This window comes from Natrinema limicola JCM 13563, assembly GCF_000337475.1.
In the GTDB taxonomy this organism is placed as follows: Archaea; Halobacteriota; Halobacteria; order Halobacteriales; family Natrialbaceae; genus Natrinema; species Natrinema limicola.
Genome location: NZ_AOIT01000029.1, coordinates 60,056 through 82,361 on the forward strand (window position 1 = coordinate 60,056; position 22,306 = coordinate 82,361).

The 22,306-nt window shown below is 64.5% G+C and carries 18 protein-coding genes; 6 read left to right on the top strand and 12 right to left on the bottom strand.

The features are described from left to right. Window positions 1-37: 37 nt before the first annotated feature. The 4 genes from C476_RS18900 to C476_RS06390 form a co-directional block, all read right to left on the bottom strand. Window positions 38-181, bottom strand: a complete 144-nt coding sequence (locus tag C476_RS18900; RefSeq protein WP_008011077.1) for a hypothetical protein — start codon at window positions 179-181, stop codon at window positions 38-40. A gap of 170 nt (window positions 182-351) precedes the next feature. Then, a complete protein-coding gene (folP, locus tag C476_RS06380; protein WP_008011079.1) occupies window positions 352-2,895 on the bottom strand; it encodes a dihydropteroate synthase in 2,544 nt (847 codons plus the stop codon). Window positions 2,896-2,992: 97 nt separating this feature from the next. Continuing rightward, on the bottom strand, window positions 2,993-3,235 hold the full coding sequence (locus C476_RS06385; RefSeq protein ID WP_049911625.1) for a hypothetical protein: 243 nt from the start codon (window positions 3,233-3,235) through the stop codon (window positions 2,993-2,995). Window positions 3,236-3,345: 110 nt separating this feature from the next. Continuing rightward, a complete protein-coding gene (locus C476_RS06390; RefSeq protein WP_008011085.1) occupies window positions 3,346-4,128 on the bottom strand; it encodes an ABC transporter ATP-binding protein in 783 nt (260 codons plus the stop codon). A gap of 160 nt (window positions 4,129-4,288) precedes the next feature. On the opposite strand from C476_RS06390, the gene C476_RS06395 reads away from it, so the two are divergent. Next, a complete protein-coding gene (locus C476_RS06395) occupies window positions 4,289-5,950 on the top strand; it encodes a hypothetical protein (RefSeq protein ID WP_008011087.1) in 1,662 nt (553 codons plus the stop codon). A gap of 72 nt (window positions 5,951-6,022) precedes the next feature. Here the strand turns inward: C476_RS06395 and carB are convergent, their stop codons facing one another. From carB to C476_RS06420, 5 genes are all read right to left on the bottom strand, one after another. Further along, the gene (carB, locus tag C476_RS06400; protein WP_008011089.1) at window positions 6,023-9,199 is read right to left on the bottom strand and encodes a carbamoyl-phosphate synthase large subunit; all 3,177 of its coding nucleotides are present in this window, start codon (window positions 9,197-9,199) and stop codon (window positions 6,023-6,025) included. Between the two features lie 251 nt (window positions 9,200-9,450). Further along, a complete protein-coding gene (locus tag C476_RS06405) occupies window positions 9,451-9,987 on the bottom strand; it encodes a DUF5815 family protein (RefSeq protein WP_008011091.1) in 537 nt (178 codons plus the stop codon). 92 nt (window positions 9,988-10,079) lie between these two features. After that, window positions 10,080-10,490 (bottom strand): DUF7124 domain-containing protein, encoded by a 411-nt coding sequence (locus C476_RS06410; protein WP_008011092.1) that lies wholly within the window; start codon window positions 10,488-10,490, stop codon window positions 10,080-10,082. Between the two features lie 95 nt (window positions 10,491-10,585). Beyond that, window positions 10,586-10,834 carry a hypothetical protein gene (locus C476_RS06415; protein WP_049911626.1) on the bottom strand — a complete coding sequence of 83 codons (249 nt, stop codon included), beginning with the start codon at window positions 10,832-10,834 and terminating at the stop codon, window positions 10,586-10,588. A gap of 197 nt (window positions 10,835-11,031) precedes the next feature. Then, a complete protein-coding gene (locus tag C476_RS06420; protein ID WP_008011096.1) occupies window positions 11,032-12,270 on the bottom strand; it encodes an NAD(P)/FAD-dependent oxidoreductase in 1,239 nt (412 codons plus the stop codon). Between the two features lie 277 nt (window positions 12,271-12,547). On the opposite strand from C476_RS06420, the gene C476_RS06425 reads away from it, so the two are divergent. From C476_RS06425 to C476_RS06445, 4 genes are all read left to right on the top strand, one after another. Then, on the top strand, window positions 12,548-13,132 hold the full coding sequence (locus C476_RS06425) for a DUF6149 family protein (protein WP_008011098.1): 585 nt from the start codon (window positions 12,548-12,550) through the stop codon (window positions 13,130-13,132). A 92-nt stretch (window positions 13,133-13,224) separates the two neighbouring features. Next, window positions 13,225-14,502: an MFS transporter gene (locus C476_RS06430; RefSeq protein WP_008011100.1), complete on the top strand. Its 1,278-nt coding sequence runs from the start codon at window positions 13,225-13,227 to the stop codon at window positions 14,500-14,502. A gap of 356 nt (window positions 14,503-14,858) precedes the next feature. Then, window positions 14,859-17,870: a methyl-accepting chemotaxis protein gene (locus tag C476_RS06440; RefSeq protein WP_008011103.1), complete on the top strand. Its 3,012-nt coding sequence runs from the start codon at window positions 14,859-14,861 to the stop codon at window positions 17,868-17,870. Between the two features lie 318 nt (window positions 17,871-18,188). Continuing rightward, the gene (locus C476_RS06445; RefSeq protein ID WP_008011107.1) at window positions 18,189-19,067 is read left to right on the top strand and encodes a homoserine kinase; all 879 of its coding nucleotides are present in this window, start codon (window positions 18,189-18,191) and stop codon (window positions 19,065-19,067) included. A gap of 157 nt (window positions 19,068-19,224) precedes the next feature. On the opposite strand, the gene pdxS is transcribed toward C476_RS06445, so the two are convergent. Together pdxS and C476_RS06455 are read right to left on the bottom strand one after the other, a co-directional pair. Continuing rightward, window positions 19,225-20,133, bottom strand: coding sequence for a pyridoxal 5'-phosphate synthase lyase subunit PdxS (gene pdxS / locus C476_RS06450; RefSeq protein WP_008011109.1), 909 nt, complete (start codon window positions 20,131-20,133; stop codon window positions 19,225-19,227). Between the two features lie 125 nt (window positions 20,134-20,258). Next, complete coding sequence (locus C476_RS06455; protein WP_008011110.1) at window positions 20,259-21,020, bottom strand: acetoacetate decarboxylase family protein; 762 nt, start codon at window positions 21,018-21,020, stop codon at window positions 20,259-20,261. A gap of 100 nt (window positions 21,021-21,120) precedes the next feature. Between C476_RS06455 and C476_RS06460 the strand changes: the two genes are divergently transcribed. After that, a complete protein-coding gene (locus tag C476_RS06460; protein WP_008011112.1) occupies window positions 21,121-21,834 on the top strand; it encodes a DUF1405 domain-containing protein in 714 nt (237 codons plus the stop codon). 20 nt (window positions 21,835-21,854) lie between these two features. Here C476_RS06460 and C476_RS06465 read toward each other — a convergent pair whose 3' ends face one another. Beyond that, a complete protein-coding gene (locus tag C476_RS06465; protein ID WP_008011113.1) occupies window positions 21,855-22,220 on the bottom strand; it encodes a DUF7344 domain-containing protein in 366 nt (121 codons plus the stop codon). Window positions 22,221-22,306: the final 86 nt, after the last annotated feature.

Sequence of the window (22,306 nt, forward strand, 5' to 3'; positions counted from 1 at the left end):
AGCTATCGATTCGGCTCGCCGGATCGAGAACGGTTCGTTACTCCGCGTCGGACTCGTCCGGAAGGTGATCGACGCCGTACACCTGCATCACCTGCCGAATGTGAAAATCCTTCTCGCTTGGATCGTCGGTTTGTAACGCTTGCTCGAGGTGTTCTCTACAGTTATCGGATAGCTTCCTCATCCTCGCGTCGTGGTAGGGAACCGAGACACTAAACCTATATGATACCTAATACGTGTGGCGAGTGGCTATTACTGACGAGAACGGCCGTGCGAACGGAGGAACAACGGAGAGAGAAGTGGTGGATTACACAGCTTCGAGGAGAACGCCCACGACTGCAGTCGTGGGAGTCGTCACGGCTGCCAGTGAAACCGGGTTGGATCGCGCGCTGCAAGCGCCGTCCGAACCGCGGCGACGTTCTCTGCGACGTCGTGGATCCGTACGATGTCGGCCCCGCGGTCGGCCGCAAGCGCCGTCGCAGCGACAGTTGCCTCGAGCCGGTCGCCCGGTTCGCGACCGACGTGTTCGAACATGGACTTGTGAGAGTGGCCGAACAGGACGGGACAGCCGAGTGCGTGGAACTCGTCGATTCGATCGAGGAGTTCGAAGTTCTCCGCTGCGGTCTTGCCGAAGCCGATTCCGGGATCGACGATGATCTGCTCGCGATCGAGGCCAGCCTTCTCTGCGAGTAACACGCGTTCGGAGAGCTGATCGAGGACGTCTGCGACGACATCGTCGTACTCGACGTCGCGGTCGGGGACGACCGGCGCGTCGATGCTATGCATCACGACCAAGTTCGCGTCGTGGTCGGCGACGACAAAGCGCATCTCCGGATCCTCGAGCCCCGAGACGTCGTTGATGATGTCCGCGCCGGCCGCGAGGGTCGCGTCGGCGACGGCGGCCCGGCGGGTGTCGACCGACAGCATCGCGTCGAGATCGGCGATTGCCTCGATCACTGGGAGGACGCGCTCCAGTTCTTCGTCGACTGAGACAGGATCGGAGCCTGGCCGGGTCGATTCGCCACCGACGTCGATCACGTCGACCCCGGCGTCGACCATCGCTTCGGCGCGGGCGACCGCGTCCTCGAGTGCGTTGTATTTGCCGCCGTCGTGGAAGCTGTCGGGCGTGACGTTCAAGATGCCCATGACGGCCGTCCGATCCGTCCAGAGAGCGTCCGATTTGGTCGCCTCGTCTGTAGAACGGGACGGAGACCGGGACCGTCCCGCGGTGTGACCCGCCGCCGATGTCGGTCGGTCCTCGGCGTCAGCTCCAGCCTCGAGCGCGAGGGTATCGCGCAGTTCCCGGGCGACGTCTGCTACCCCGTGGGGGCGTGACCGGCTCTCGAGCGCCTCGACGAGCGACTCGAACTGGGCAAGCGTGCCCATCAACACGGCGTCGACGGCCTCGTCGTCGCGCTCGATGCCCGACAGGGCACATTCCCCGCCCACTCGCAGCAACTCTTCTTTCAGGACGCTCGCCTGTCGGTCCCGCAACGCCGTTCTGACGACCCGGTGGACGGCGTCGCCGTCCAGCCGTTCGATGTCGCCTGCGGCGACGTTTGCCCCCTCGAGTGCGTCGCGGGCATCGGCGAGGTCGCGGATACGCTTTGGAACGTCAGTCCGGGTCCAGCGAGAGCGTGCCTCCGCGACGACGAACAGCGAGCCGGTGACGAGCACGCAGTCGTCGCCGTCGGCCGCCTCGAGCGCGCGTGCGAGCGCGTCCTGAACGGTGGCTTCGGTCCGGACCGTGTCGACACCGGCGTCGGCGAACGCTTCGGCGAGGACGGCACGATCCTCCGCGCGGTCGAGCGTCGGCTCGGTCGTTACGACGTGCTCGGGCGTCGGCAACGCGGCGGCCATCGCGCGGTGTTCTTTCTCGTGCATCGCGCCGAAGACGACGTGGAGGTCGTCGTAGTCGTAGGTCGCGAGCGTCTCGCCGAGTCGCTCGCAGGCACCAGGGTTGTGCGCCCCGTCGAGGACGGTCAGCGGCTCGGTGTCGATCACTTCGAACCGGCCCGGCCAGTGGGCACTTCGCAGCCCGCGGGCGAGGGCCGACGCTGAAACGTCGGCGAACTGCCGAGCGAGAACTGTGGCGATGCCGGCGTTGACCGCCTGGTGTTCGCCCAGCAGCGGGATCCGCGTCTCGAGGTCCCAGTCGTCGCCGTCGATCGAGACGGTTGCTTCGATGTGGTTTGCCCGCCCCTCGTAGGTGACGCGAACATCGGGCTGTGTGTCAGTCTCTGTATCCGTCCCGACAGTTACCACGTCACCGGCGACGTCACGAATCGCATCGAGTGGCTCGCCGGTCACGCCCGTGACCAGCGGCGCGTCGTCGGGTGCGACGTGGGCCTTATCGCGGGCGATTTCCGCTTCGGTGTCGCCGAGGATGCCCGTATGCTCTAACGTGACGCTCGTCACTGCGCTGGCGATGGGATCGACGATGCTCGTCGCGTCGTACTTGCCGCCGATGCCGACCTCGAGGATGGCGACGTCGACGTCCTCGCGGCCGAACTGCCACAGCGCCATCGCCGTCATCGCCTCGAAGAAGGTGGGCGACTCGCCGTCGGCGGCCTGCGCTGTAACGTACTCGCGGATCGCTTCAACGTACTCACAGACGGCCGACCGGGGAATCTTCCGGCCGTCGACGCGGACCCGCTCGCGGAGGTCCTCGAGGTGGGGCGAGGTGTAGAGGCCGACGGAGTAGCCGGCCTCCCGCAGAGTTCGCTCGAGCATGCGGGCCGTGCTCCCTTTCCCGTTGGAGCCGGCGATCTGCACGAAATCGACGTCGGCATGAGGGTGCTCAAGGTGAGACAGCAACCGGGCCGTCGACTCGGTGCCCGGCTTCGGGCGGAACCGCCGGAGATCGAATAAGAAATCCGCCGCCTCGTAATACTCCATACAGTGACCGAGAGCCCGGTCGTTTTTGATACTGTCGGACAAGGGGCGGTGTCCCGTCGATCACGAACATCGGCTGTCGGAGCTACAGCCGACGGTGTTACGTACCGCGAAGCCCCGTCGGCGGCCGGAAGAAAACGCCATCGAACAGCGCGAGCGCCGCGATGGCTGCGCCGCCGAGAACGGCCGCTTCGAAGGGGAGACTGAGCAATCGACTAGCGAGAAACGCGACCACGAACGCTGTCGGGATCAGTCCCAACAGGAGATCGTACCGGTCGATCGTCAACGACCGATCATCGATTCGAGAACGGTCGACGATTCCAGTGATGTCTCTCGCCACCATCGATTCTCACCTCCGTACGACTGTACGATATCTTGCCACTAAAACGTAGTGGATATGAGTCCTCGAGAGCGGGCAAGACGCTATCTACGTGGCTCTCTGCCGTCGAACGGTCATTTCAACGGACGTTCCCGTGTGTGTCCCTCGTCCGTCGGCTCGCGAGTGATCTCGAGGAACGCATCCTCGAGACTGCGCGCGTCGCCGGTCTCGGCACGGGTCTTGAGCCGTTCGGGATCGTCCTCGGCGACGAGCGTCCCGTTGTGGAGGACGCCGATCTCGTCGGCCAGTTCGTCGACGACAGGGAGGATGTGCGTCGAGAGGAAGATCGTCATCTCGTGGTCGGCGAGGTCGGCGATGGTCTCGCGCATCGTCCGGGCCGCGCGGGGATCGAGCCCGCTGGTCGGTTCGTCGAGGAAGGCCACGTCCGGTTCGTGCAGGACTGCCTGGATGACGCCGACTTTCTGGCGCATTCCCTTCGAGTAGTCCTCGATGCGCTTGTGGGCGTCCTCGAGCAGGTCGAAGCGCTCGAGCAACGCGTCGATGCGCTCGCTTGCCTCGGTCTCGGAGATGTCCCGGAGGCCGGCAGCGTACTCGAGTTGTTCCCGGCCAGTGAGTTCGTCGTAGACTGGCGGCTCTTCTGGCAGATAACCGATGTGTGGGGTAATCGACTCGCGATCCGTGATCGAATGGCCGGCGACGCGAGCCGTCCCTGCGGTCGGTCTCGTCAGCGTCGTCAGTATCCGCATCGTGGTCGTCTTCCCCGCCCCGTTGGGTCCAAGAAACCCATAGACGGTGCCGCGGTCGACGGTCATCGTCAACTCCGAGACGGCGGTCGTCTCGCCGTATCGCTTCGTCAGTCCGTCGGTTTCGATGGCGGGGGCATCGGCAGGGCGCATACGCGTTCGTTTGGCGGTGTCTAATTAAAAGTGTGTCATGTTTGAGCGGTCGCCACGATCGAATGACAGATATCCAAAGGGTTTACTGCCAGCACACCTCGAACACGACTATGAGCCCGGAATTGCTCCCCTCCTGCCGACCGACGCGAGGTGTTTCGTGATGACACACGCTGCGCTGACTGTCGCGGATCTCGATTTCCGCCGGACCGTTCGCTCGATCGTCGGCAATCGGACGAAGTTGCTCCTGATGGCCCTGGTCGCAGTGGTCGCGCTCGGCCCGATCACGGTCCTCGGTGTGTCCCTCTTGCCAACGCTGGGCGAGCAGGCCGTCACCGCCTCGCTCACGACCGCCACCGCCACGACGGTCCTCGAGTACGTGACCGGCGGGATCGCGGTGTTGTGGGTGCTCCTGGCCGTGATGACGATTATGCGAACCGTCACGGCAGTCGCCGCCGTCGACGAGCCCGCGTTCCTCTTGTTGTCGACGGCAGTTCGCAACGCCGTCGTCGGCATCGTCGCCGCCGAAGTCGCGCGCTACGCGGTCGTCGTGCTGCCGCTCACTGCGCTCTTCGCCGGCGCGTTTGCGGTCGGTGCGGGAACGCCGATTCCCGTCGTCACCGCGACGCTTTCGGTTGCGCTGGTCGTCGTCACCGCCGTTCCGGTCGGCTTCCTCGTTGGCATCTGGGTGCGACATCTGATCACCGTCTACGAGCCGATCGCCCGCTATCGAACGCTGCTGTTTGCCGCGTTCTGGCTCGCCTACTTCGGCGCAATCGCGACCGGCGGCCTCAACGCGGTCATGGGGACGCTGTTTACCGCGTTACAGGCGAGCCCGCTGGGCTGGCCCGGGCACCTGCTGGTGATCGGAATCCCCGGCCTCGAGCCCTCACTATCCGCGATCGCCGGGGCCATCGCCGGCACCGTCTGTCTCGCAAGCGTCGCCCTTGCGGCCGCCGTCCCCGCCGCAGACCGCCACTGGTTCGCGGATCCGGCTCGTCCCGACGACGACCCGATCGACGAGGAATCGTCGTCCGATCGGCTCACTGCGCTCCTCGCAGGGCGCGTCTCGCGGCCGGTTCGAACCGTGACGGTGACGGCGATCCGCCGGACGAAACGCGCCCCGATCCGGTTGGCCTACGCCGGCTACCCGCTGTTGGGCGCGCTCGGGTTCATCCAGCAGATCGTCGAACTCGGGACGGTACCGGCGTTTCTGGCCGTCCTCTTCTGTCTGTACGCCGTCTGGGCTGCCGGCGTCCTCTTTACGCTCAATCCACTGGGCGACCTCGGGCCGGCTCTGCCTGCCGTCGTCACGTCGACGCTGACCGGCAGGCAGGCGATTCGCGGCCGGATGCTTGCCGGCGCGCTCGTCGGCGTCCCGCTCGCGTTCGTCGTCTCGCTGGCATTCGGGATCGCAAGCCCGCTCGAGCTCGAGCAGACCGCCGCCCTGACTGTCGCGACCGTCGCCGGGGCAATTGCGACGCCGGCGCTCGCGACCGGGATCGGCTCGGCGTTTCCCCGCTTTGGCAGCGTCAACGTCACCAACAACCGAGAGGCGGTGATGCCAAGCAAGACGGCGTTTGCCGTCTACACGCTCGCGATCACGCTGCCGTCGGTCGCCGCCGCCGTGTTGTATCTCGAGGCCCCCGAGTCGATCGCCGGGCTGCTCGCGTCGATGTCGGCGTGGACGCCGCTGCCGTCGGTCTCGATTTCTGCCCGCGCGATCACGATCGGTGCCTGCACCGTCCTCATCGGCGGGCTGGTCGCGCCAGTCATCTCCTATTTCTACGCCGTCGAGCGCTTCGACTGGTACGACTTCGAGTAGCAGACTCCAGAACGAGTTCCGTCACAAACGCCACACCGGCGTCGAAAAACAGGTGCTCGAGGGCCGACGCGCTTACTCCGAGCGGCCCCACTCGGCGACGTTCTTCGGACGGTCGGTCACGGCAGCGACCTCGAGGTCGCCGTCGAAGCGCTCGAGGGCTTCGACGTAGGCCTCGGCGCTGGCGACCGTCGACAGGTAGGGGATTTCCTCCTCGACGGCCATCTCGAGGCTGTCGCGGTCGCGGCTGACGATGAAGTCGACCTCGTTTTCGCGGATCGCCTGTGGCACGTCGTCGAACTCCGCGACGTCGAAGAACTGCTCGAAGCCGTCGACGTCGAGATCGACCACGGCAGTCCCCTCGCTGACGGCGTTGTCGGCCGCCTGCTGGGACTTCCAGTAGGCCGTGCCGAAGTCGCTCGCCGTGCCCATGACTTCGCCGGTGGACTTCATCTCTGGGCCGAGACGCGGGTCCGAGCCCGGCAGGCGGTCGAAGGGAAGAACGACCTCTTTGATCGACGTGTGTTCGGGGATCTGCTCGTCGACCTCGAGGCTCTCGAGCGTTTCGCCGGCCATGACCTTCGCGGCGAGTTTGGCGATCGGGACACCGGTCGCCTTCGAGACGAACGGGACGGTACGCGAGGAACGCGGGTTGGCCTCTAAGACGTAGACCTCGCCGTCGCGAACGGCCAGCTGGACGTTCAGCAGCCCCTTCGTTTTGAGGGCTTCGGCGATGTCCTCGGTGACCTCGCGGACGCGCTCTAAGGTGTCCTCGTCGAGCGAGCGCGGCGGAATCATACACGCGGAGTCGCCGGAGTGGACGCCAGCGGTCTCGACGTGTTCCATGATGCCGCCGATGATGACGTTGCGGCCGTCCGAGACCGCGTCCACGTCGAGTTCGACTGCGTTCTCGAGGAAGTCGTCGACGAGGATCGGTTTCTCGGGGCTGACGCGGACGGCTTCCTCGATGTAGGTCTCGAGTTCCTCGTCGTTGTAGACGACGTCCATCGCGCGGCCACCCAGCACGTAGGAGGGGCGCACGAGGACGGGGTAGCCGATGTCGTGGGCCAGCTCGAGGGCCTCCTCCTTCGAGAAGGCGGTGCCACCGTCGGGCTGGGCGATCCCCATCTCCTCCATCAGGAGGTTAAAGCGGTCGCGGTCCTCGGCTAAGTCCATCGCTTCGACCGAGGTCCCCATGACCTCACAGTCGAGGTCGCGGCGCTCGAGTTCGTCCTCGAGCGGCTCGCCGATATTGACCGACGTCTGGCCGCCGAACTGGACCATCACACCGTCAGCGCCGGTGGCTTCGGCGACGTCGGCGACCTCCTCTGCAGTAATGGGCTCGAAGAACAGCCCGTCGGAGGTGTCGTAGTCCGTCGAGACGGTTTCGGGGTTGTTGTTGACGACGTAGGCGTCGATGCCGAGTTCGCGCAGCGCACGAACCGCGTGGACCGAACAGTAGTCGAACTCGACGCCCTGTCCGATACGGATCGGGCCGCCGCCGACGACGATCACGCTCTCGATGTCACGGTCGACCTCGAGTTCGCCCGAGGCCGCCTCACCCACGAGCGGGCCCTTCTCGAACTCGTTTTTGCGCGAGGAGTAGTAGTACGGCGTCTCGGCTTTGAACTCACCCGCACAGGTGTCGACCTGTTTGTAGGTGCGGCCGGGGACTTCCGTCTCGACGGTTTCGACGTCCGAGCCGGCAGCCGCAGCGATGCTGGCGTTGGTGTGGCCAGTGATCGCGGCTTCGGTGAAATCGCCCTCCTGGGCGGCGACTGTCGAGTCGGCGATGTTCGCGTAGCGCTCGGTGTACCACTCGAAGATGCCAGTCAGGTCGACGATCTCGTCGACCGTGTAGCCGCGGTCGAAGGCCTCGAACATCGCGTACGGGCGATCCGGCGACGGACGCTCGAGGTAGTGTTCCTCGAGTTCCTCGTCGCTTACCTCGTCCCAGTCGACATCGGGTTCATATTCTGAGGAGCGAAGCGCCTTGAGGAGGCTCTCCTCGAAGGTGCGGCCGATGGCCATCGCCTCGCCGGTCGACTTCATCGCCGTCGTCAGCTCGAAGTCGACGTCGTCGAACTTGTCTTTGGGCCAGCGCGGAACCTTCGTGACGACGTAGTCGATCGCGGGCTCGAACGCTGCGGTCGTCTCGCCGGTGATTTCGTTTTCGATCTCGTGGAGGCGCTTGCCGAGTGCGACCTTCGCGGTCACGCGGGCGATCGGGTAGCCGGTCGCCTTCGAGGCCAGCGCCGACGAGCGCGAGACGCGCGGGTTGACCTCGACGACCCTATACTCTCCTCCTGGAGTGCCGTCGTCGTGCCAGGCGAACTGGATATTACAGCCACCCTGAATGCCGAGTTCGCGGATGACCTCGAGCGCGGCGGTACGCATCTCCTGGTGACCCTCGTCGGGGACGATCTGGGATGGCGTGACGACCGTCGACTCGCCAGTGTGGATGCCCATCGGGTCGATGTTCTCCATGTTACAGATGATGATACACGAGTCGTCGGCGTCGCGCATCACTTCGTACTCGTACTCGACCCAGCCGGCGATCGACTCGGTGATGAGGACCTCGCTGTTGCGCGAGAGGCGCAGTCCCTTGCGGACGCGGCGGAGGAGTTCGTCGAACTCGTGGACGACGCCCGAACCGGAGCCACCCAGCGTGTACGTGGTGCGGGAAATGACCGGCAGGCCGCCGACCTCGTCGACGGCGTCCTGGACGCGCTCCTCGAGGTCCTCCTCGGTCAGTTCCGAGACGTCTTCGTCCTCGTCGAGTTCGATCGTAGTCGACTTGGGGACCGGCTGGCCGATCTTCTCCATACGCTGGCGGAAGAGGTCGCGGTCTTCCGTCGCGTAGATCGTGTCCAGCGGGGTCCCCATGATCTCGACGTCGTGTTCCTCTAAGACGCCTTCCTCGGCGAGCTCGGCGGTAACGTTGAGCCCGGTCTGGCCGCCGAGGCCGGCGATGACGCCGTCGGGGTTTTCCTTACGGATGATCTCCGCGATAGCGTCGGTCGTGATCGGCTCGATGTAGACCCGGTCGGCCATCTCCGGATCGGTCATGATCGTCGCAGGGTTCGAGTTGACGAGCACGACGCGAGCACCTTCCTCTTGAAGCGCCCGGCAGGCCTGTGCACCGGAGTAGTCGAACTCGGCTGCCTGCCCGATCTGGATCGGGCCGCTCCCGATCAACAGGATCGTGCGTCCGTCTCCCGTCTCGCCGTCTACGGCGGTGTCCGTACTCATTTGTCTTGTCGAATCGAAGTTCGCACATCGTAATAAGCCCCACGATACAGTACGAATCTCGAAACGGCTTTTCGAAATTCGAACTCGAGGGGACGCCAGTCCCGAAACGCACCAAGTGTCCGACCAGCGGCCGGTTCTGTCGATCGGGTGTGAACCCCACGCATGTAGTCGGGCGGCGATCGAGGCTCGTCACGGAGAAACAGCGGCGGCACACAATCCGGTCTCGCTCGTCGCGTCGTGCTCCGAGCCGATCAGATCGGCTGGTCGTACTCGCTCTCGAACTCGCGTTGCCGTCGGTACTGATCGACGAACTCGGCAACGTCGAACTCGAGCATCTGGGACTCGAACTCGGTGATCGCGGCGTCGTCGTCGGCGTGGCTGATCGCGTGTTCCATGAGTTCGACGACGAGTTCGACGACGATCTCGTGGAGTCGCCGCGAATCGAAGTCGGCGATCCACAACAGGGTATAGCCGACGGCTCCGTCGTCGCTCGCGTCGTGGACGACGACCTGGTCGGGGAACTCCTCTAAGACGACGCCCATGAGGTGTGGCGTGCCGAACTCCTCGAACTCGTCGTCGGTATCGATCGTCTCCTGGAGGATGGCCACGAGCGACTCCGGAAAAAAGCGCGAGGGCGGATGCACGTCGGTCACGACGGCGTGGACGTCACCGCAGGGACAGTGATACTCGCGCATACCCAGATCGATCGCGTGAGGGTCGACGGTCTCCCCGCAGGGAAGCTCGAGGTCGTCGCTACCGTCGGAACCTGGATCGCGGGGTGGTGTCATTGCCCGTTTTTCGGATGGACAGGGGATAAGGGCGACGACATCGACAGATCGGTTGATGGACTCCGATCGCAGTCAGGGGAACTTAGTCCGTCTCAGGGCCAGTCGTCGCGAACTTGCTCGTCCTCGTCGCCCTCCTCGTCGGCGTGGGTCGCCAGGATCCAGTCGGCCGCTTCGGCGGCGTCCTCGACGGCGAGATACTCCCAGTCGACCGCATCGGCGAGTGCCTCGTCTTCCTCGCTGGCACCGATGTAGACGTACCGATCGGTGTCGAACTGGTCTTTGACACCCTCGAGGCTCTCTTCTTTCCCGCGGGGGCCGGAGAAGAAGTCCTGTCGGACGCGGTTCTTCCGCGTGAAGTTCGTCACGACGTAGGTCGGCTTCTCCGAGACGACGCCGATGTACTCGGTCCAGCCTCTGGCGTCTTCGAACACGCGCTCGGGCGAGGCGAGTGCCTTCAGCGCCTCGAGTTCGAACGCCAGCGTCATGTCGCTATCGCCGTTCATGTGCCACCGAACGCGCGCACGTGGGAAAACGACTTCGATACCGCACACTCACTCCGACACGCTGGCGCTCTCATCGCACAGTCTCCCAGTGCCGTTCAGGCGCGCTTGACGCGGAAGTAGTCCGTGAAAACGATCACCTCACCGGGCTCGAGTCCAGTCCCCGCAGCTGGAACGGATCGATCCGCCGACAGAGCCGCGTACACGGCCTCCAGCGTGTCCGAATCGAGTTGGTCGACGTGGCGAACGGTTGCATCCGGTGCGACCGATTCGACACGCTCGAGTCGGACGTCGACACGGTCGAGTTGTACTGATCGGCGACGGGGTTCACTGGCAGCCATGTTCATTGTTACCAAATGTATTACTTCAACTTAATAGTTCCGGCTGGTGGACCGGTGAGCGGTGTCGCTGGCGGGCGTGTCGGCCGGCTAGCGGCGAGGCTCCGCACTCACGTGCAAATGGTCGGAGCCGTCTGCAACAGCGCGCAATAACGCAGGGAGTCGAAAGAAAACGGATCGCGTGGGACGAACGGTACCGTGTCGGATTACTGTTCCTGTGGCGGTGCGAGCTCGTCCAGATCGACGGATTTCTCGAGGAGGACCTCGGCCTGGTCGGCGACCTCGCGCTGTTCGCGCATCAGCTGTTTGAGCTGGCTCTGGGGCGAGAGATCGCCGATGAGGACGCCGCCGACGACCTTGCCGTCCTTGAAGGCGATGCGTCGCCACTCGGTGTCTGAGTACTTGCGTTCGGCGTGTTCGTCGCCAATCGTCGGGTGGCCAAAGGAGAGGAACGGGAAGTCGAAGTGCGTAATGGAGTAGGAGGACACCCACTCGAACTGTTCGGCTTCCTCGTCGGCGGCCATGTTGACCGCAGCGACCCGGCCCTGTTCTTTGGCCGAGCCCCACGAGCCGTTCTGGGCCTGCTCGCCGAGCAGAACGTCGTAGAAGCGGGTGATGTCACCGGCCGCGTAGATGTCGTCGACGCTCGTCTGCATGTACTCGTCGACGATGATGCCGTTGTCCTGCTCGAGGCCGGCCCCATCGAGGTATTCGGTGTTGAAGTCCAGACCGATCGCAGCACCGACGAAGTCACACTCGTAGCGGTCGCCGTTGGGGTCGACGGCGGCGGTGACGTGGCCGTCGTCGTCGGTCTCGAAGTGATCGACGCCGCTGTCGAAGACGGGTTCGACGCCGACCTCGCGCATACCCTCGTGCATGATCTCGGCACCCGCTCCCGAGAGCGCGTAGCGCCACCAGCGGTCGCCACGCATCAGGTAGTCGGCTTCGATCCCCTGTGCGCCACAGACGGCCGCGAAGTCGATGCCCAGCAGGCCAGCACCGACGATGACGCCCTTGTTGGCTTGTTCGGCGTGTTCGCGGATCGCGCGCGCATCCTGGAACGTCCAGAAGTGGTGGATCCCGTCGGCGTCGCTGTTCTCGACGGGGAGCTGTGTCGGCGTCCCGCCGGTCGCGACGAGCAGCTTGTCGTAGGGGATCTCCTCGCCCTCGTGGGTGTTGACGACCTTCGCGTCGGTGTCGACGCTCGTTACGAAGGTGTTCAGCGAGAGGTCGATATCACGTTCGTCGTACCACTCCTCGTCGTGGATCGAGATGGGCGCTTCGGGGAGCTTGCCTTTCGCGTGTTCCTTGATGAGAATCCGGTTATACAGTGACTCCCCCTCATCGGTAATGACGGTAATCTCCGACTCCGGGTCTTCCTCCCGGAGGGTCTCGGCAGCCGAACTACCCGAGATCCCGTCACCGATGATGACGTACTGAGTCATATCCAGACCGTTCGTAACCCGGGTTAAAGTGGATTGCTATCTCGTCTATTTTGCCGGACACCTTCCGAAGACACAACAATAGTAACGATAATCACGAGAGGGCTGACAGTTTGTATCCATCATCAACTTTCAGGCACCATTCCTCGAGAATGTACGGGTTCGTTTCGATCCCCCGCTCCGTCCGTTTCAGGCGCACCGATCGTCCCTCGTTGCGAGACTGCACCCCCTAACAATGTTGTCCGAACTGTTCTTTAGGAGGTGTGCATAAGCCCCGGACATGAAGCTCCGCCAGAACGCGAAACACTTCGCCTACCAGAAGGCCCTCGAGACGCCGGGCGTCCGCTCGGTCGCCAACGCGGGGCTGGTCAAACTCCACACCAGAATCTTTACTGGGAAAGCCGACCCCGCCCACGCAGAGGACCGACGGGACCACCTCGATGGGTTCTTCGATGCGACGATGGATACCTACCTGCGCGCGCTGCAGGACGGCTACTCCGAAGCTGAAGCCCGCGAGATCACCCACATTCAGGCCAACTTCGACTTCTACAACCACGGCTGGACCGAGATGATGGAGTTCCCCGCCGACGAACTCGAGGCCCACTACGACCGCTACCGCGAGTTCTTCGACCGCTGGGACATCACGATCGACGAGCCCCTCGGTCAGTTCGCCCCGCCAGAAGGCGTCCCCGAGGCACCCTCGACGCCGGAGCGACTCGAGGACCCCGAGCATCCCCACGCCGAAGGTGGCTTCGCTGACGACGTGTACGTCAAAACTGCCGACGGCGACCTCGTCGTCGGCGGACAGGACGAACCCGAAGACGTCGATGTTTCGGAGGTCGTCGAGAAGCACGAAGACAGCTGAACCCAGTCGGATATTTCTGTCGCCCGTCCGTCCGGGCCCCGCCGGTTTCCAAGCCGCTAAGTGCGCAGAGACTCGATGTCGAGCAACGATTCATGCCCCTGAACGCGAACGATCGGGCGATCGCGGGCTTTACCATGGCGGGCCATGCGCTGGTCCACTGGTTCGAGACCTCGATCCCGATCTTTTTGGTCGTCTGGCTGACCGAGTTCGACGTCGGCGTCGCGTTGTTCGGGATCGTCGTCGCGCTTGGCTACGCGCCGTTTGGCCTCGGGGCACTGCCCGGCGGGATCCTCGCCGACCGGTATGGTACCAAGCGACTCGTCTTGGTCTGTCTCGCCGGCATGAGTCTGTCCTTTCTCGTCCTCGCCGCCGCGAATTCGATCTATGCCATCGCGGCCGGCCTGATCCTGTGGGGGGTCGCCGCAAGCGTCTATCACCCTGCTGGCCTCGCGCTCATCAGCACCGGCGTCGAGGATCGGGGCACCGTCTTCGCCTGGCACGGGATCGCCGGCAACGCCGGCATCGCGCTCGGTCCGTTCGTCGCCGCGACGCTGTTGATCTTCCTCGAGTGGTCCGTCGTCGCCGCAGTCCTCACCGTCCCGGGTATCCTCGCGATCGGCTACGGCCTCAGCGCGGAGTTCGATCCGACCGCAGCGGTTGCGGACGACGCCAACGCAGGCCCCGACGAAGCGCTGTCGCTGTCGGAGATCGTCGGGAATACGCGCACGCTGTTTGCAAGCGCCTTCGCCATCGTCTTCGTCCTCGTCACGTTCGAGGGACTGTACTACCGTGGCACGCTGACCTACCTGCCCGAGATCCTCCACGGCCTGTCGGCGATGGACGGGCTCGCGCTACCTGCCGGCCTCGAGGGGATCGAACCAGCCGACTACATCTACGTCGGCCTGCTGGTCGTCGGCATGGCGGGCCAGTACGCCGGCGGAAAGTTGACCAGCCGCGTGACGCCGGCTCGAGGACTTACGGGTATCTTCGTCGTCCTCGCAGCGCTCGGGCTCGCGTTCGTTCCGGTGACGGCGACGGGTGTCGGGCTCGTCCCGATCGTCGTCCTCTGTGGCGTGCTGGGTTTTTTCCTGTTTGCAATTCAGCCGTTCTACCAGAACGCGGTCGCGCTCTATACGCCGCCGGATGCCCGCGGGCTCTCTTATGGCTACACCTACCTCGCCGAGTTCGGCGTCGGCTCGGTGAGCATCGCACTCGGCGGCGTCGTCCTCGGCCAACTCTCGCAGACGGCGTTTTTCGCAATGATCGCCGCGTTCGCGGGGATCGGCGGCCTGCTTGCGGGCGCGTTGCTGGTCAGTGGCGATCGGTTCGTGACTGGGGATGGAACGCTCGAGGCGAACGCGGACGACTGATCCTGCCGGTTTCACCGGCGACGGACTCCGATATCCGAGAAAACGGTCCGCAGCAGGCGCTCATACTGCCGGACAAAACGACGGCCAGTTCGACCGCACGGCCGCGGATTCCGCCGTCGTCGGTGCGTTCGTCGACGGTGATCTGAAGACGAGACGATCCGTAAACGCCAGCTATTTTGAACGTTTGGCCGAGAACGGCGTCCGATCGCACCAGATACGTTGCCACAGCATAGTTTTCTGGAAATTGATGCACTAAACTGCGTTACGTACCGTCGTTCGTCTCTTGTGGCCGATTATCACCTCCGATAACAGCGGATTATAATTTATGTACCGACGAAAGAACGCATCTCTTATCTATGGATTTCGCTCGACGGCTAGTGCCGGCGGCCATCCGACGCAGGTACGCGGTCAAGTTCGGGATCGCGTTACTGATACTCATATTGTCCGTCGGATTGGTCGGGTACGCCGCCACCGCAGAGATCACGAACCAGATGGAAGATCAGGTCGAGACCGACCACTCGTCCGCTACCGAGCAGGAAGCCCAGAGCCTGCAGATGTGGAACTCGCAGAACGAACACACGGTCGAGATGATCGCCAGATCGAACGTCGTTGCCAGTGACGATCCCGCAGCGATCGAACAGCAGTTCCTCGACTGGGAGGAACATCTCGACAACGACGCGTTCGACATCTCGTACGTCGATCTAAACGACGGGACGGTCACCGCAAGCACCACCGACGCGTTCCGCGGTGCGTCGACGGCCGACCTCGAGAACGTCCCCGAAAGCGCGTATGCGAACGCGACCCAGACCGTTCCGTGGGTGTCGGATGCCTCCCTCGCCGAGAGCGAGGCCGGCCAGAACCGAACCGTCATCACCTACGTCCAGCGCTCGGCTGCAAACGAAGACCGGGCGATCATCTACACCGCTGACCTCGAGGCGTACGCGAACGACCTCGAGAGCGACGACGGAACCACGACGATGGTCCTCAACGGCGACAACGAGGTGATGCTCGACGACAAGGGATACGGCGAAAATCACGAAACGCTCGGGCAGGCATACGGTGGCGATACCAGCCTGCTGACCGCTGCACGGACCGAGGGAGCGACGACCCAACGGGTCGACAGCTCGTCACTGACCTTCGAGACCGACGCCTACGACTTCACGGACGACGAGTACGTCACCAGTTCGGCCCCTGTCGTCGGGACCGACTGGGTCGTCGTGACCCACGAACCCGCCAGCCAGGCGTTCGGGTTCGTCACCACGATCAACGAATACGGGATCTACGCGACGATCCTCGCCGTCCTCCTGATCGGCATGGTCGGTGCCGTCCTCGGCCGGAACACGGCCGTCTCGATTGGCCGACTCGCCGACAAGGCCAGCCAGATGGAAGAAGGCAACCTCGACGTCGACCTCGAGACCAACCGGATCGACAACATCGGCCGCCTCTACGATGGCTTCGATTCGATGCGCGACGCACTACGCGAGCAGACCGAGGAAGCCGAAGCCGCACGCGAGGAGGCGGAACGCGAGCGCAAACGCGCCGAGGAGATCAACAGCCACCTCGAGGACAAGGCCACCGAGTACTCGACGGTCATGGGCAAGGCTGCCGACGGTGATCTCACCGCCCGCGCGACGGTCGAAAGCGACAGCGAGCAGATGCAACAGATCGGCGAGGACATCAACGAGATGCTCGACGAGATCGAGCTGACCATCGCCGAGCTCAGCCGGTTCGCGACCGACGTCGCGACCGCCTCCGAGCAGGTGACCGCCTCGAGCGAGGAAGTCCGCTCTGCATCCCAGCAGGTCACCGGCTCGGTCCAGGAGATTTCGGATGGCGCGGACCGCCAGAACGAGTCGCTGCAGTCGGTCAATCAGGAGATGAGCGGCCTCTCGACGACGACCGAGGAGATCGCCGCCTCCTCGAACGAGGTGGCCGACATCGCCGAACGGACCGTCAACACCGGACAGGAAGGGAAGGAAGCCGCTCAGACGGCGATCACCGCCATGGACGAGATCGAAACCGAGGCCGGCGACGCCGTCGCCGAGATGCGCCGCCTCGAAGAAGAGGTCCAGCAGATCGACGAGCTGATCAACACGATCTCGGAGATCGCTCGCCAGACGAACATGCTGGCGCTGAACGCCAACATCGAGGCCTCCCGATCCGCAAGCGGCAGCGACGACGAAGGGTTCTCCGTCGTCGCAAAGGAAGTCAAGGCCCTCTCCGAGGACGTCGCACAGGCGGCCGACGAGGCCGAGGACCGCCTCGAGGCGATCCGCGAACGCACCGAACAGTCCGCCGCCGAAGTCGAGGGCACAAGTGCGGACATCGAAGACGCAACCGAACAGGTCCAGGACGCCGTCGAAGCGCTCGAGGAGATCGCTGACCTCGCCCAGGAGACCAACATCGGTGTCCAGGAAATCTCCGCAGCCACCGAAGAGCAGGCAGCCTCGACCCAGGAGGTCGTCGCGATGGTCGACAACGCGGCGACGATCTCCGAGGAGACCACCGCGGAAGCCGAGAACGTCGCTGCCGCGGCCGAACAGCAGACCACTGCACTCACTGAGGTCACGGAATCCGCCTCGAGTCTCTCCGAGCAGGCCGCACAGCTCTCCGAGGCACTCGATAAGTTCGACACCGACATCGACACCGACGAGGTCGACTTCGAGTCGACGTTCGACGTCGACGCGGAGCTATCGGTGTCCGACGCGTCGTTCGACGCCGACGAGATGGGACTCGACGACCAGACCGGTGGCATCACCCTCGAAGCCACCGACGCGTCGGCGACGGACGCGCTCGAGAACATGCCAGCTGCTGATACCACGGACGAGGCGAGCTCCGAGGACGCACTCGAGATGGGGCCCGCAGACGACGCCGACGAGTTGGATGCCGACGAGATCCTCGGCATCGAATCGGACGAGAGCTACGATACTGACGACGGTGCCCTCGAGTCGGTTGGTGATGCCGACACCGCTGGTGACGACGCGGCAGACCCACTTGCGGACGACGCTGACCCGCTGGCTGAACTCGACGCCGACAGCGACGACACGGACGACGCGTTCGAATCGACGGCTGAGGATGGTACCGACGACGCAACTGCCCAGCCGCTCGGGCCGGCCGATGACGAGTTCGACGAGTCGGATACCGACGACGCAACTGCCCAGCCGCTCGGACCAGTCGATGACGAGTCGGGTGGTGGCGACGATGGAACCGCACAACCGCTTGAACCAATCGGTGAGGAGACAGACGACGAAGACGGCGAGGACCACGATGACGATGTCCTCGACAACGACGACGCGTCGGATGACGACGCGGACGACACCACAGAAAGCGACGACGTGTTCACGTTCGGGACGACCGACGACGAGTAATCGAGTCGATCGCCGGTCGCTGAGACGCCTTGCTGTCGCGGGTTGCCGGCGCGACGGCAAGCCGTCCGGCGGCCATGGCGGCACTGACTGACAGCTCTCCGCCGTCCACGACTCCACACTGCTGTTTTCTCACTGCTCCCACGCGAGCCCCACTCGCTGGCGACGAATCGAATACCGGGCTCGAGGCGGTATTGATCGTGAGCAGACAGACCGTAGATCGCTATCGGTGGCCGATACGGTCTCGCGGTGCTGGCGAGTTGACACTGCGCGTCGTCTTCGTTCGCTACCTTTTTGACTGCCGTCTTGAAAGGAATCGGCATGCTCACCGTGCGGGCACCGGCGACGAGTGCGAACCTCGGGAGTGGCTTCGATGTCTTCGGTATCGCTCTCGGGACGCCCGCCGACGTGATTCGGGTCGAGCGCGCCCCGGAAACGACGATTACGGTTACGGGAGCCGGCAGCGAGTACATCCCGGAAGATCCTGCCAAGAACACCGTTGGTGCGGTCGCCGAGGCCCTCGATGCCCCGGCACGCATCCGAATCGACAAAGGCGTCCGACCCTCCTCGGGGCTTGGCTCGTCAGCCGCGAGCGCGGCTGCCGCCGCCGTCGCGCTCAATGCCCTCTACGACCGCGGCTGCTCGCGGGAGGAACTCGTTCCCATCGCCGCCGAAGGCGAAGCGCTCGTCTCCGGCGAGGCACACGCGGACAACGTCGCGCCGGCACTGCTCGGCGGCTTCACCGTCGTCACCGACGACGGCGTGACACAGGTCGATGCCTCCGTCCCCGTCGTCGCCTGCCTTCCCGATATCACCGTGTCGACGCGCGACGCGCGCGGCGTCGTCCCCGACTCGGCCTCGCTCGCGGACGTCGTCGACACCGTCGGCAACGCCGCCACGCTCACCGTTGGAATGACACAAGACGATCCCGACCTCGTCGGTCGGGGAATGTTAGACGACATCGTCACGCCCGAACGCACCAAACTCATCGACGGCTACGATCGGGTTCGCGAGGCCGCCCTCGAGGCGGGCGCAACCGGTGTAACCGTCAGCGGTGCCGGGCCAGGCGTACTGGCGGTCTGTCATCACCAAAACCAGCGGGCGATCGCTGCAGCGATGGTCGACGCTTTCGACGCAGTTGGTGTCGAAAGCCGTGCCTACCAGACCGTCGTCGGCGAGGGCGCGCGGCTGTATCGCTGAGCTACTGGTCGACACTGGGTTTCACGCTACTCGAGCAAAAACAGCGGTGACCGCGTTCGAACGAGCCGCCGTTTTCATACCGGCTGCTGTAACGATTTACCGGCGTCTCCGCAGGACGGGTCGCGGAGACGCCGGCACTGACTGACAGGAGTCCGTCTCAGACGCCCCGTCCCTGCAGCTTCTCCTCTTCGGGGAGGTCGACGTTCGCGTCGCCTTTCATGCTCTTGCCAAGGTTCTTCGAGATTTCTGCGAGCGTCTCGGGGTCGTCCCAGTTGTTCGTCGCTTCGACGATCGCTTCGGCCATCTCCGGAGGGTTCTCCGCGCCGAAGATGCCGCTGCCCACGAAGATGCCGTCGCACTCGTGGTGCATCATGAGCGCGGCGTCGGCCGGCGTCGCGATGCCGCCCGCTGCGAAGTTGACGACCGGGAGTCGGCCCATCTCGGCGGTCTCGTGGACCAGCTCCGCGGGCGCTTCGATCTCGCGAGCGTAGGCCTCGCGTTCCTCGTGGCTCATCCCCTCGAGCTTTCGGATCGCGCCTTTGATCGTTCGCTGGTGGTGGACAGCCTGGTTGACGTCGCCGGTGCCAGCCTCGCCTTTGGTGCGGATCATCGCTGCACCCTCGTCGATCCGGCGCAGGGCTTCGCCGAGGTTACGCGCGCCACAGACGAACGGCGCGGTGAAGTCGCGCTTGTCGATATGATAGGCATTGTCAGCGGGCGTGAGGACCTCACTCTCGTCGATCATGTCTACGCCGACGGCTTCCAGGATCTGGGCCTCCTTCGTGTGGCCGATCCGGGATTTGCCCATGACGGGAATCGAGACGGACTCGACGATTTCTTCGACGTCTGCCGGGTCTGCCATCCGGGCGACGCCGCCGCGCTTGCGGATGTCGGCGGGGACGGCTTCCAGCGCCATGACAGCGACTGCGCCGGCCTCTTCGGCGATGCGCGCCTGTTCGGGGTTGACGACGTCCATGATGACGCCGCCTTTCTGCATCCGGGCGAACCCGCGCTTGACGAGATCGGTCCCGCGTCGCAGTTCCTCGAGATCGGTGTTCTCGGCCATACTGCGCGGTTAGGAGCCACCGCACTTACGCGTGTTCTTTGGGGACGGCTTGTCCGCAGTGTCCGAAATCAGCTGCATAACGGACGAAAACACCGATATCGTGACTCATATATGCCCGGGTCATATCACTCGGTTATACACTCCCCTTCGAGCAGGCGTGCCCGAACGCGGGACCCATAGAGCCGACCGACTGGCCGTTGCCACAGCCCTAGTTCTCGTGTCAGCGCCGGCGCAACCTCGAGTCGCGTGCCGACGGACGGGCCGATCCCGATCGCCACCTCGCCCTGAATCTGGACCGGTGTCCACACGAGTGCCCCCGCTTTCGTCGTGTAACTCGCCAGCGTCCAGTCGCGGGCTCGAGCGCTGATTCGCGGGCGGGCGACCTCGAGCCGGACGGTCTCGCGGTCACCGTACCGCCCACCGGAGACGACCGCACGGACCCCGTTCGGCCCGTCAGTCACCATCACGTCGGTGCGTTCCTTGGGATAGCCCCAGAGCTCGCGCCCGAGCGCGACCGCAGGTTCGGTCGTCACCGGGAGCCAGTGGACGTAGCCACCGATCTCGCCGCCTGCGAGCTGTGCGATGAGGGTGTTCGTTCGACTCCCATGCACTGCCAGGATGATGACTGCGAACTCGTCGTAGGGCTCGAGTCCCGTTGTGTCCCGGCCGTCGCCGCCGACGCGGTGGTACTGAATCGCGACGAGTGCGACACAGCCCACGCCGGGTGCAATCGCAAGCGACGAGAGGGGGTCCGGCAGGACCGCCTCGAGTCGACTCCGGCGAGCAGGAACGACGACGCCACCCACCGTAAGCGATACCTCGAGTGGGAGCGATACCTCGTGGCCGGTCGACAGCCGTGTTCGAGACCGGTGGTCGGCCGTGGTCATAGCCGACGGTACGAGGTGGCCGCTCGTAGAGGGAGGGGATCACGGCCGCGGGCAGCGATAACCGCTACTGTTTTGCAGGTTCCGTCCGTCGCGCCGGACGATGACTTCCTCGACCTCGAGTGGCCAACTCTCCGACCGCGACCGCGCCGACGGCGAATCGCTGCCGGCGTATCTCACGCCATTGCCGACACGGCTCGAGGATCTGGGGCTGCGATTTGCGTGGCTCGTGGTTGCGATCAACCTCGTGGGGACGGCGTTTGGGTTCTGGTACTACTCGGGGCAGTTCGCCGAGACGACGGCCGTGCTGTGGCCGTGGGTGCCCGACAGCCCGCTCGCGACGCTGTTCGTGGCGCTGGCGCTCGCGTGCTGGAAGCTGGGCCGCGAGCAGCCGTGGCTTACCGCGCTGGCGTTTTTCGGCAATATCGTGCTCGGTCTGTGGACTCCCTATACGCTGCTCGCGTTCGCCGAGTCCTACACGTATCTCTCCCCGCTGATGTACAACTTCCTCTTCTGGAGCCACCTCGCGATGGTCGTCCAGGCGCTGGTGCTCTACCGAATCTCGGAGTTCCCGGTGTGGGCTGTCGCCGTCGCCGCTATCTGGTACTGGAGCAACCTCCTCGTCGACTACTTCGTCCCCGTCGTCGGTGAGCCCCACCACACGATCATCCCGGTCGCACGGGACGCGCCCATGTTCCTCGAGGCTGACGCGCTGGGCGTCGTCGCCGCGGGCGAGGTCTCGTTCGTGTTGCTCGCGCTGTTTCTCGCACTCACGATCCGGGTCAAAAAGTGCGAGGCGGCCCGAGGCCGATCGTAGCCGCTGGCTCCGAACTGCAGTCACTCCGCCAGCGACAGGTCATTGACCGACGCAAGCTCGAGGTACGGATCCAGCGAACTGGCCGCGGCCCGCCGCTCGACCGTCCCGGCTTCGGTATCGTACTGCAGTACCTCCGCATCGAGGAATTTTTGGAGGTGGTTGTGGTGGAATTCGACCGTGAGCTGCTCGATCCGTTCGGGCGTCGGCTCGCCGTCACGGTGGGCAAGCCGGTCGATGAGTTCCTCGAGACGGACTGCTCCCACTCTCCGGGAGAGGTAGGACAACGCATACCGGCGGTGGTCATCGCACAACAGCTCGAAGATGGTATTCGAAGAGAGACGGTCGTCGGCAGCCGTACGTTTCGCATTCGAGGTATCTGTCTTCATGGTGCTCTGTACTCGGCTTACGCGGCGCGGCCGACCGATCGGCGCTCAGCGACTTCAGCAGAGCACACCTCGAGATTGCCCGATAT

Coding starts and splice junctions, on each gene's coding strand:
- C476_RS06405 (WP_008011091.1), bottom strand. CDS start 9,987: ATGACACCACCCCGCGATCCAGGTTCCGACGGTAGCGACGACCTCGAG.
- C476_RS06425 (WP_008011098.1), top strand. CDS start 12,548: ATGAAGCTCCGCCAGAACGCGAAACACTTCGCCTACCAGAAGGCCCTC.
- folP (WP_008011079.1), bottom strand. CDS start 2,895: ATGGAGTATTACGAGGCGGCGGATTTCTTATTCGATCTCCGGCGGTTC.
- C476_RS06385 (WP_049911625.1), bottom strand. CDS start 3,235: ATGGTGGCGAGAGACATCACTGGAATCGTCGACCGTTCTCGAATCGAT.
- C476_RS06445 (WP_008011107.1), top strand. CDS start 18,189: ATGCTCACCGTGCGGGCACCGGCGACGAGTGCGAACCTCGGGAGTGGC.
- pdxS (WP_008011109.1), bottom strand. CDS start 20,133: ATGGCCGAGAACACCGATCTCGAGGAACTGCGACGCGGGACCGATCTC.
- C476_RS06390 (WP_008011085.1), bottom strand. CDS start 4,128: ATGCGCCCTGCCGATGCCCCCGCCATCGAAACCGACGGACTGACGAAG.
- carB (WP_008011089.1), bottom strand. CDS start 9,199: ATGAGTACGGACACCGCCGTAGACGGCGAGACGGGAGACGGACGCACG.
- C476_RS06430 (WP_008011100.1), top strand. CDS start 13,225: ATGCCCCTGAACGCGAACGATCGGGCGATCGCGGGCTTTACCATGGCG.
- C476_RS06410 (WP_008011092.1), bottom strand. CDS start 10,490: ATGAACGGCGATAGCGACATGACGCTGGCGTTCGAACTCGAGGCGCTG.
- C476_RS18900 (WP_008011077.1), bottom strand. CDS start 181: ATGAGGAAGCTATCCGATAACTGTAGAGAACACCTCGAGCAAGCGTTA.
- C476_RS06420 (WP_008011096.1), bottom strand. CDS start 12,270: ATGACTCAGTACGTCATCATCGGTGACGGGATCTCGGGTAGTTCGGCT.
- C476_RS06460 (WP_008011112.1), top strand. CDS start 21,121: ATGACTTCCTCGACCTCGAGTGGCCAACTCTCCGACCGCGACCGCGCC.
- C476_RS06465 (WP_008011113.1), bottom strand. CDS start 22,220: ATGAAGACAGATACCTCGAATGCGAAACGTACGGCTGCCGACGACCGT.
- C476_RS06440 (WP_008011103.1), top strand. CDS start 14,859: ATGGATTTCGCTCGACGGCTAGTGCCGGCGGCCATCCGACGCAGGTAC.
- C476_RS06395 (WP_008011087.1), top strand. CDS start 4,289: ATGACACACGCTGCGCTGACTGTCGCGGATCTCGATTTCCGCCGGACC.
- C476_RS06455 (WP_008011110.1), bottom strand. CDS start 21,020: ATGACCACGGCCGACCACCGGTCTCGAACACGGCTGTCGACCGGCCAC.
- C476_RS06415 (WP_049911626.1), bottom strand. CDS start 10,834: ATGAACATGGCTGCCAGTGAACCCCGTCGCCGATCAGTACAACTCGAC.